The sequence below is a fragment of the Brevundimonas sp. UBA7507 genome, assembly GCF_002478355.1.
GTDB lineage: Bacteria > Pseudomonadota > Alphaproteobacteria > Caulobacterales > Caulobacteraceae > Brevundimonas > Brevundimonas diminuta_D.
Map to the genome: position 1 here is coordinate 1 of NZ_DLNP01000019.1, position 10,046 is coordinate 10,046.

Sequence of the window (10,046 nt, forward strand, 5' to 3'; positions counted from 1 at the left end):
GCGGCCGCCCCCCCCCCCCCCGCCCGGGCGGGGGGGCGGCCCCCCGCCACCCCGCCCCCCCCCCCCCCCGCCGCGGGCGATGCCCCCCGCCGCATCGCCGATCCCTGGCGGCCCGACGCCCTGGCCGCGATCGCCCCCGACGATGACGTGCTGATCCTCGGCTCCGGCCTGACCATGGTCGATGTCGTTCTGGCGCTTCAGGCCCAGGGCTGGCGCGGCCGGGCCACCGTCGTGTCGCGGCGCGGCCTGCTGCCCCAGGCCCACGGCGCCCATCATGACGCCCCGATCGACCTGCCGCCCGAGGCGCTGGAGGGCGCCCTGTCGCGCCGCCTGGCCGCGGCGCGTCGACTGGCGCGCGACCACGGCTGGCGCCGCGTCATGGAGGGCTATCGCCCCATCACCGCCGCGCTGTGGGGCGCGGCGACGACCGCCCAGCGCGGCCGCTTCCTGCGCCATCTGCGCCCCTGGTGGGACGTTCATCGCCACCGCATCGCGCCCGAGATCGCCGCCGTGCTGGAGAGATTGAAGGCGGCGAACCGCCTGACCGTCGTCGCGGGCCGCCCCCAGGCGATGGCGGCCGACCGTCAGGCCGCGAACCTGACCGTCCGCTCACGGAACAGCGAAGTTCAAGCCTTCTGCGCCGCCTGGTTGATCGACTGCACCGGTCCCGGCCACGACGCCGCCTGCGCGCCCCTGACCGCCGCCCTGATCGCCGAAGGCCGCGCCCGCCTCGACGCGGTCGATCTGGGCCTCGACCTCGACGCCGAGGGCCGCGTCCTCCATGCCGACGGCGCCGCCGACCCCGGCCTGTTCGTGCTCGGCCCGCCCGCGCGCGCCGCCTTCTGGGAGACCATCGCCGTGCCGGACATCCGCCAGCGCATCGAGGCCCTGGCCCGTCTCCTCGCCGGTTGACGCGAGCCGTTCAGACGCGGTCGGAATTTCCAAGGCTCCGTGCCTTCCTCTCCGAGGTTTAGCGTCTAGCGGGCCTTTGACGGGGCGGCTATCACCGCCCCAGGAGAGGAAACACAAAAATGAACCGTCACCGCACCCGCGTGCTTGGGGATCGCACCCTCGCACCTGAAACCCTGATGATGGGCTACGGCTATGATCCGGCCCTGTCGGAGGGCGCGATCAAGGCGCCGCTGTTCCAGGCCTCGACCTTCGTCTTCAAATCGGCCGAGGACGGCAAACGCTTCTTCGAGGTCGCCTACGGCCTGCGCCAGCGCGACCCGGACGAGGCCCTGGGCCTGATCTATTCGCGCATCAACAATCCGAACCTTGAGATACTGGAAGACCGCCTCGCCGTCTGGGACAAGGCCGACAAGGCCCTGGTCTTCTCCAGCGGCATGGCCGCCATCTCGACCGCCATGCTGGCCCTGGTGCGGCCCGGCGACGTCATCGTCTATACGGCCCCGGCCTATGGCGGCACCGAATATCTGTTTGACCGCATCCTGCCCCGCTACGGCGTCAAGGCGATCAGCGTCCCCGCCGCCGAGGGCGCCGACGCCCTGGACGCCGCCATGATCGCTGCCGCCGCCGAGGCCAAGACGACGGGCGGACGCCTGGCCGCCGTCTATCTGGAGACCCCGGCCAACCCGACCAACCAACTGGTCGACATCGCCCGCGCGGTCGCCGGCGCCAAGGCGCTGGATCAGGCCGAGCCGCCCGCCATCGCCGTCGACAACACCTTCCTCGGCCCCCTGTGGCAGAGCCCGCTTGAACTGGGCGCCGACCTTGTTCTCTACTCCCTGACCAAATACGTCGGCGGCCACTCGGACCTGATCGCGGGCGGCTGCATGGCCGGGGCGGACATCATGGCCCGCGTCGGCGAGATGCGGACCATCTGCGGCACGACCGCCGATCCGCACACCGCCTGGCTGCTGCTGCGCAGTCTGGAGACCCTGCACATCCGCATGGAGCGGGCGCAGGACAACGCCCTGATCCTGGCCGAGCGGCTGCGCGCCGATCCGCGCGTCAGCGCGGTCCTGACCGCCGGGGGGCCGGACGCCTCGCCCGAACAGCAGGCGATCTTCGAGGCCCAGTGCAAGGGCTCCGGCTCGACCTTCTCGCTCGAACTGCCCGGCGGCGAGGCCGAGGCCTTCCGGATGCTGAACGCGCTTCGCCTGTTCAAGCTGGCTGTCAGCCTAGGCGGCGCCGAGAGCCTGGCGTCCCACCCCTCGAGCATGACCCATTCGGACTACACGCCCGAAGCCAAGGCCCGCAGCGGCATCGGCGACAATCTGGTGCGCCTGTCGGTCGGCATCGAGAACGTCGACGACCTGTGGGCCGACCTGGATCAGCCCGCCGCCTTCACCGCCTCGGCGACCTCATTGACCACGCGCTTGACCAGGGCCTCGTCGTCGCCCTCGGCCATGACGCGGATCAGCTTCTCCGTGCCCGACGGCCGGACCAGCAGGCGGCCCGAGCCGTTCAGGGCCGTCTCGGCCTCGGCCATGACGGCCTTGACCTTCTCGTCCTCCAGCGGCTTGCCGGCGGTGTAGCGGACGTTCTGAAGCAGTTGCGGCACCGGCTCGAACTGGCGCGCCAGCTCGCTCATGGGCGCGCCGGCCTCGACCAGGACGGCCAGCACCTGCAGCGCCGCCATCAAGCCGTCGCCGGTCGTGGCGTGGTCCTTCAGGATGATGTGGCCAGACTGCTCGCCGCCGATGTTGAAGCCGCCTTCGCGCATCCGCTCCATGACGTAGCGGTCGCCGACCTTGGTGCGCTCCAGCGTCAGGCCCTCGGCCTTCAGACGGCGCTCCAGGCCCAGGTTGGACATGACGGTGGCGACCACGCCGTTGCCGTTCAGCCGCCCGCGCTTAGCCCAGTCCAGGCCGATCAGGGCCATGATCTGATCGCCGTCGACCACATGCCCCTTCTCGTCGCAGATGATCACCCGGTCGGCGTCGCCGTCCAGGGCGATGCCGATGTCGCAGCGATAGCGTTTCACCGCCTCGGACACGGCCTCGGGGTGGGTCGAACCGCATTCGGCGTTGATGTTCAGACCGTTCGGCTCGACGCCAACAGGGAAGACCTCGGCGCCCAGTTCATAGAGGGTGGTCGGCGCCACGCGGTAGCCGGCGCCGTTGGCGCAGTCGATGGCGATGCGCAGCCCCTTGAGGCTGAGCCGCTTGGGGAAGGCCTGTTTTGCGATCTCGATATAGCGCGGCGGGGCGTCGTCGATGCGCTTGACCCGGCCCAGCTTGTTCGACGGCGCCAGATCCTGATCCAGAGCCCCGTCCATCATGGCCTCGATCTTCAGCTCGATCTCGTCCGACAGCTTGTAGCCGTCCGGTCCGAACAGCTTGATGCCGTTGTCCGCATAGTCGTTGTGCGAGGCCGAGATCATGATGCCCAGATCGGCGCGCATCGATCGCGTCATCATGGCCACGCCCGGCGTCGGCAGCGGCCCGAACGTCCGCACGTCCATGCCGACCGAGGCCAGCCCCGCCACCAGGGCCGGCTCAATCATATAGCCGGACAGGCGCGTGTCCTTGCCGATCACCACCAGGTGGCGCCGGTCGTCGTCGGTGCGGAACAGCCGCCCGGCGGCCAGGCCGACGCGCAGGGCCACCTCGGCCGTCATCGGATGGGTGTTGGCCCGGCCGCGAATGCCGTCGGTGCCGAAATATTTTCTCTCGCCCAAAGGCGCGATCCTTCGCTGGCGGCCCCGGAATTGCAAAGAAACCTTCCGAAACCCATTTTTTGATGTCGCCGCGCCCGCGATTTCCTAGAGCGGAAATCAAAGGGCGGAGACTGAACCCTCTCGCTTACCTCAATTTCACGGCCCTGCGCAAAAAGCGTCGGCCGCGTCCCGATCGGAGCAGACCTCATGTGCGGCATCATCGGCGTCACCGGAACCGGCCCCGTCGTCCCTCGTCTGGTCGACAGCCTGAAACGGCTGGAGTACCGCGGCTATGACTCGGCCGGGATCGCCGTGCAGAACGAAGGCGGCGTCGAACGCCGTCGCGCCAAGGGCAAAATCCGTGAGCTGGAGGCCGTGCTGGCCGCCGACCCGATCGCCGGCACCGTCGGCGTCGGCCACACCCGCTGGGCCACCCACGGCGCCCCGACCACGACCAACGCCCACCCGCACAAGGCCGGTCGCGTCTGCCTGGTCCACAACGGCATCATCGAGAATTTCGCCGAGCTGAAGGCCGAGATGGAGGCCGAGGGTCGCGTCTTCGAGAGCCAGACCGACACCGAGGTCGTGGCCCATCTGCTGGATCACAAGCTGGCGGCGGGGATGGCCCCTCTGGACGCCTTCAAGGCGACGCTGGACCGGCTGACCGGCGCCTACGCCCTCGCCGTCCTGATCGAGGGCGAGGACGAGTTGATCCTGGGCGCGCGTCGCGGCAGCCCCCTGGTCGTCGGCTGGGGCGAGGGCGAGATGTACCTGGGCTCGGACGCCCTGGCCGTCGGTCCCTTCACCCAGAAGATCTCCTATCTGGAAGAAGGCGACTACGTCGCCGTGACCCGCACCGGCGCGCAAATGTTCGACGCTTCGGGCCGCCCGGCCGACCGCGCCGTGGTTCAGGTTTCCGCCTCCTCGGCCCTGGTCGAGAAGGGCGAGTACCGCCACTTCATGGAGAAGGAGATCCACGAGCAGCCCGACAGCGTCCAGCACACCCTGTCGGAATACCTCGACCTGGTCTCCGGCAAGGCCAAGGTAGAGGCCGTCGACTTCGCCGCGATCGAACGCATCCAGATCGTCGCCTGCGGCACCGCCTTCTACGCCGGTCAGATCGGCAAATACGCCTTTGAACGCTATGCGGGCCTGCCCTGCGACGTCGAGATCGCCTCGGAGTTCCGCTATCGCCACCCGGCCGTGAGCAAGGGGACGCTGGCCGTCGCCGTCAGCCAGTCGGGCGAGACCGCCGACACCCTGGCCAGCCTGACCTGGTGCAAGGCCCAGGGGCTGAAGACCGCCGCCGTGGTCAACGTCCACACCTCCTCCATGGCGCGCGAGGCCGAAGTCCTGTGGCCGACCCATGCCGGGCCGGAAATCGGCGTCGCCTCGACCAAGGCCTTCACCGCCCAGGTCGCCGCCCTCTTGTCGCTGGCCGTGGCGGCGGGCGTGGCCCGCGGCAAGATCGACGCCGTTCAGGAGGCCGATCTGGTCAAGGCCCTGTTCGAAGCCCCGCGCCTGATCGCCGAGGCTCTGCAGATGGATGCGGGCATCCACGCCCTGACCCTCGACCTGGCCAAGGCGCGCGACGTCCTGTTCCTGGGCCGCGGCCCGATGTTTCCGCTCGCCATGGAAGGCGCGCTGAAGCTGAAGGAGATCAGCTACATCCACGCTGAGGGCTATGCGGCGGGCGAGCTGAAGCACGGCCCCATCGCCCTGATCGACGAGGCGACCCCGACGGTGGCGCTGGCCCCGCTGGACGACCTGTTCGAAAAGACCGCCTCCAACCTTCAGGAAGTCGCCGCGCGCGGCGGCCCGGTCATCATGATCGCCCCGGAAAAGGCGCCCGACCCGCACGGCGCCGGCATCAGCCGCGTTCATGCGCCGGATTGTCCGGCCCTGATCGCCCCACTGGTCTACGCCGTGCCGATGCAGCTTCTGGCCTATTACACCGCCGTCCAGAAGGGCACCGATGTCGACCAGCCGCGCAACCTGGCCAAGTCGGTGACGGTGGAATAGGCGAACCCGATCCGCCCGGGGGCGTTTGGAAGCTTCACAAATTACGCCTATGACAGGCGCCCCAAGGCTGATCAGGACGATCCATGACGACCTCCCCCGCCCGCCTACGTAAGGCGGTCCTGCCCGTGGCCGGTCTCGGCACGCGGGTTCTGCCCGGCACCAAGACCACGCCCAAGGAGTTGCTGAACGTCGTCGACCGACCGATCCTCTCCTACATCGTGGAAGAGGCGCGCGAGGCGGGGATCGAGCACATCGTCTTCGTCACCGGCCGCGCCAAACAGGCGATCGAGGACTATTTCGACCATCAGATCGAGCTTGAGGCCCAACTCCTGGCCAAGGGCAAGACCGAGATCCTGGAGATCATGAACGCCGAACTGGCCCAGGCCGGCGAGATGAGCTTCACCCGCCAGATGCAGCCCAAGGGCCTGGGCCACGCCGTCTGGTGCGCTCGCGACATCATCGGCCACGAGCCCTTCGCCGTCATCCTGCCCGACGTCATCGTGGATTCGCAGCCCGGCGCCCTGAAGCAGCTGGCCGAGGTCTACGCCGAGGTCGGCGGCAACGTCATCGGCGTCGAGGCCGTGCCCGAGGCCGACACCCATAAGTACGGCATCATCGACCCCGCCTCCCACGACGGCCGCCGCTACGGCATGAAGGGCATGATCGAAAAGCCTGCCCAGGGCACGGCGCCCTCGAACATGTCGATCTCGGGCCGCTACATCCTGCAGCCGGAAATCTTCGACCTGCTGGAAACGCAGGAGCGCGGCGCCGGCGGCGAGATCCAGCTGACCGACGCCATGGACCGGCTGATGAAGACGCAAACCTTCACCGCCTATGAGTATGAGGGCGTGACCCACGACTGCGGCGACAAGATCGGCCTGCTGCGCGCCAACGTCGCCCTGGCCCTGAAGCGCCCCGATCTCGGCGACGCCGCCCGCGAGGCGATCGAAAGCCTGCTGTAACCGCCTTTCTCCTCTTTGGTGATCGTGAAGCGCTCAAGCAGCCGAAGCGGCGACACGCGTAAACCCTTCTCCCCTTGTGGGAGAAGGTGGCAGGCGAAGCCTGACGGATGAGGGGGGCCGACGGCGCGTTTGCAAACCTGCCGTTACTGTCCTGCCTTGTCGTCTAAAGGTCGCGCTCACACCCCTCATCCGAGCGCCTTCGGCGCCCACCTTCTCCCACAAGGGGAGAAGGGCGAACGGCGCCAGCATAACGATCGTCAAAAATCGCTTTGATTTCAAAGTCCCGCTTCATGCGAACCGACTTCAGCTCGCCTTGCTCGCCCGCCGCCTCATCATCGCCGGCCAGGCTCCGTAGCTTGTCCGACTTCAGACGATTCAGACGAATTGGACTCTGTTTTTCCGCCCTGCGTCGCTTTCGTCGCAGCCAAGCGCCACGCTTTCGCCCCCTCGCGCGTTCGGCTAGGCAGGTTAGAGTGCTGAAAACGAGGTTCGACTGATGCGCGTGATGATTCTGGGCGGCGACGGCTTCTGCGGCTGGCCCACGGCCCTACACCTCTCGGCGCGCGGCTGGGACGTGCTGGTCGTCGACAACCTCAGCCGCCGCAACATCGACAATGAGCTGGAGATCCGCTCCCTGACCCCGATCCGCACCATGGGCGAGCGCATCGCCGCGTGGAAGGAGGTCTCGGGCCGCACCATCGACTTCGTCAATCTGACCGTCGGCAAGGAGTTCGATCGCCTGGTCGCCCTGATCAGGGACTGGGCGCCCGACAGCGTGGTCCACTTCGCCGAGCAGCGCGCCGCCCCCTATTCGATGAAGTCGGCGCGGCACAAGCTCTACACCGTCGACAACAATCTGAACGCCACCAACCACCTGCTGGCCGCCATCGTCGAGAGCGGGCGGGACGTGCACCTGGCCCACCTGGGGACCATGGGGGTCTATGGCTACACCACGGCGGGCCTTCGCATCCCCGAGGGCTATCTGAAGGTCACGGTCGACACCGACCACGGCCCGACCGAGCAGGAAATTCTGTTCCCGCCGAACCCCGGCAGCATCTATCACATGACCAAGACGCAGGACGCCCTGCTGTTCCAGTTTTACGCCAAGAACGACGGCCTGCGGATCACCGACCTGCACCAGGGCATCGTCTGGGGCGCCCAGACCGAAGAGACCAAGCAGGACGAGCGCCTGATCAACCGCTTCGATTACGACGGCGACTACGGCACGGTGCTGAACCGTTTCCTGATGCAGGGCGCGCTCGGCTATCCGCTGACGGTGCACGGCTCGGGCGGGCAGACGCGGGCCTTCATCCACATCCAGGACACGGTGCGCTGCGTCGAGCTGGCGCTGAAGAACCCGCCCAGGCGCGGCGACCGGGTCAAGATCCTCAACCAGATGACCGAGAGCCGCCGCGTCCGCGATCTGGCCCGTATGGTGGCCGAGATGACCGGCGCCCAGGTCCACAACGTCGCCAATCCGCGTCAGGAGGCCGACGAGAACGAGCTCGTCGTCGCCAATGACCAGTTCCGCGAACTGGGGCTGAAGCCGATCACCCTGGCCGAGGGGCTGATGGCCGATGTGACCGAGATCGCCCGCCGTTACGCCGACCGCGCCGACCGGACCAAGATCCCCTGCGTCACCGCCTGGAACGCGGGCCGCGCCGAAGCCCTGCGCGACGAGGCTGAAACGACCGCCGCCCCTTCTCCCGTCCGCGTCCTGTCCGCCTGAAAGACCCAAGCCCGATGACCGAACCCGCCGCCGCCCCGTCCCTGCTGGTGTTCGGCGGCGGCTATCTGGGACAGGCGGCGGCGCGCGAGGCCGTGCGGCGCGGCGGCCGGGCCTTCGCCTCCTCGCGCGATCCCGAAACCCGTCAGGCGCTGGCGGGACAGGGGATCACGCCGGTCGATCCGGCCGACGCCAAGGCCCTGGGCGCGGCCCTGGCGGCCGCCCAAGCCGTGCTGATCACCACGCCGCCCGACGCCCACGGCTGCCCGGCTCTGCGCGCCCTGACGCCGCTGGCGGGCGACGCCTGGCCCGACTGGATCGGCTATGTCTCCTCCACCGCCGTCTACGGCGACCGGGCGGGCGGCTGGGCCTTCGAGGGCGATCCGCTGAACGCCGCCACGCTGGAAGGCGCCCGTCGCGCCCGCGTCGAACGGGACTGGCTGGACGGAGCGCAGGGCATGGGGCTGACGCTGCAGATTTTCCGCCTGCCCGGCTTTTACGGCCCCGGCCGCAGCGTCATCGATCGCCTGCGCGCCGGAACCGCCCGCCTGGTGAGAAAGCCTGGCCAGGTGTTCAACCGCATCCATGTGGACGATGTCGTCTCGGGCCTGTTCGCCTCCATGGACCGGCCGCGCCCCGGCGGCGTCTACAACCTGACCGACGACGAGCCGACCTCCGCCGACGTCGTCACCGCCTGGGCGGCTGAACGCCTGAAGCTGCCGCGCCCGCCTGAGGTCGACTGGACCGCGCCCGAGGTCAGCGAGGCCATGCGCCGCTTCTACCTGGACTCCAAGCGCGTCTCCAACGCCCGCGCCAAGGCCGAACTGGGCTGGCGTCCCCGCTACCCCTCCTACCGCGAAGGGCTGGAGGCGATCATCAGGGGCGACGAACTCGAAGACCTGCGTTAGGTTAGGCGTTTAAACTGGTGCGCCGAGCAATGAAGATGTCACGGACTTTGCCGCTATATATGGCGGCTATCCTGGCTTGCAGTGCTATGGGCCTCGCCGCCTTCGCAGCGGCGGCTCAGCAAACCACAGGCGTACGGGCTCAGGCGCGAAAAGCAATCGCCACCTGCGGCCCAGGCCAGGTGGCGACCGTCACCAAGAGTGATTTCGTCTGTTTCTGAGGGTCAGAAAGGCAAGATATTGCGCTGGCGGCTGTAGCTCATGGTGCCGACGTTGGCGCCCAGACGCACGCCGACGCCGGTGCGGATCGGGGCCAGGACGATGCCGTCCGCGCGCTGATAGTTCACGCCCAGACCGGCCACCAGATAGGCCGAGCCCTCGACGCCCGGATACCGGCGATAGAGCATGTCCGGGTGGTAGAGGCCGTAAACCAGGGTGAACACCCGGCTGGCGTTGCCGCCCCAATCCCAGCCGATGGAGGCGCCCTGCCAGAACACCTCCTGCGAGGCCGACAGATCCTTCATGTGCAGGGCTCCGCGGCCGTAACGCAGACCAGCCACCACGGCGCCCGCGCCTTCCTCGCCCGCGATATAGGCGGTGGGGCGGTCGCCCTGTTCGGCGAAGATGCGTTCGATGGCGCCGCCTACAGCCTCGGCGGCGATGCCCAGTTCCCGCGAGCCGGCGGTGACCAGTTCGTCAAAGGTGTAGGCCTGGGCCCGCTGATCGGACGCGATCGGATAGTTGGGATCGGCGGGGGGGGGGCGGGGGCCAGCGCCCCCACCGGCGGGGGGGGGGGCCGGCGGGGG

General features: G+C 68.7%; 7 protein-coding genes and 1 pseudogene. 6 read left to right on the plus strand and 2 right to left on the minus strand.

Annotated features, from left to right (window positions below; genetic code table 11):
• Positions 1-912, plus strand: a 912-nt coding sequence (locus tag B3D50_RS14705) for an FAD/NAD(P)-binding protein (protein WP_286952328.1), incomplete at its 5' end; no start/stop codon positions are given.
• A gap of 179 nt (positions 913-1,091) precedes the next feature.
• Positions 1,092-2,240: pseudogene (locus B3D50_RS14710) on the plus strand (aminotransferase class I/II-fold pyridoxal phosphate-dependent enzyme); the annotation flags it as partial.
• Between the two features lie 56 nt (positions 2,241-2,296).
• Here the strand turns inward: B3D50_RS14710 and glmM are convergent.
• Positions 2,297-3,646, minus strand: a complete 1,350-nt coding sequence (glmM, locus tag B3D50_RS14715) for a phosphoglucosamine mutase (RefSeq protein WP_286952330.1) — start codon at positions 3,644-3,646, stop codon at positions 2,297-2,299.
• Positions 3,647-3,832: 186 nt separating this feature from the next.
• On the opposite strand from glmM, the gene glmS reads away from it, so the two are divergent.
• From glmS to B3D50_RS14735, 4 genes are all read left to right on the plus strand, one after another.
• On the plus strand, positions 3,833-5,647 hold the full coding sequence (gene glmS / locus B3D50_RS14720; protein ID WP_286952333.1) for a glutamine--fructose-6-phosphate transaminase (isomerizing): 1,815 nt from the start codon (positions 3,833-3,835) through the stop codon (positions 5,645-5,647).
• 83 nt (positions 5,648-5,730) lie between these two features.
• The gene (gene galU, locus B3D50_RS14725) at positions 5,731-6,609 is read left to right on the plus strand and encodes a UTP--glucose-1-phosphate uridylyltransferase GalU (RefSeq protein WP_286952335.1); all 879 of its coding nucleotides are present in this window, start codon (positions 5,731-5,733) and stop codon (positions 6,607-6,609) included.
• 496 nt (positions 6,610-7,105) lie between these two features.
• Complete coding sequence (locus B3D50_RS14730; protein WP_286952336.1) at positions 7,106-8,338, plus strand: NAD-dependent epimerase/dehydratase family protein; 1,233 nt, start codon at positions 7,106-7,108, stop codon at positions 8,336-8,338.
• A 14-nt stretch (positions 8,339-8,352) separates the two neighbouring features.
• The gene (locus tag B3D50_RS14735) at positions 8,353-9,243 is read left to right on the plus strand and encodes an SDR family NAD(P)-dependent oxidoreductase (RefSeq protein WP_286952337.1); all 891 of its coding nucleotides are present in this window, start codon (positions 8,353-8,355) and stop codon (positions 9,241-9,243) included.
• 221 nt (positions 9,244-9,464) lie between these two features.
• Here B3D50_RS14735 and B3D50_RS14740 read toward each other — a convergent pair.
• Positions 9,465-10,046, minus strand: a 582-nt coding sequence (locus tag B3D50_RS14740; protein ID WP_286952339.1) for a DUF1134 domain-containing protein, incomplete at its 5' end; no start/stop codon positions are given.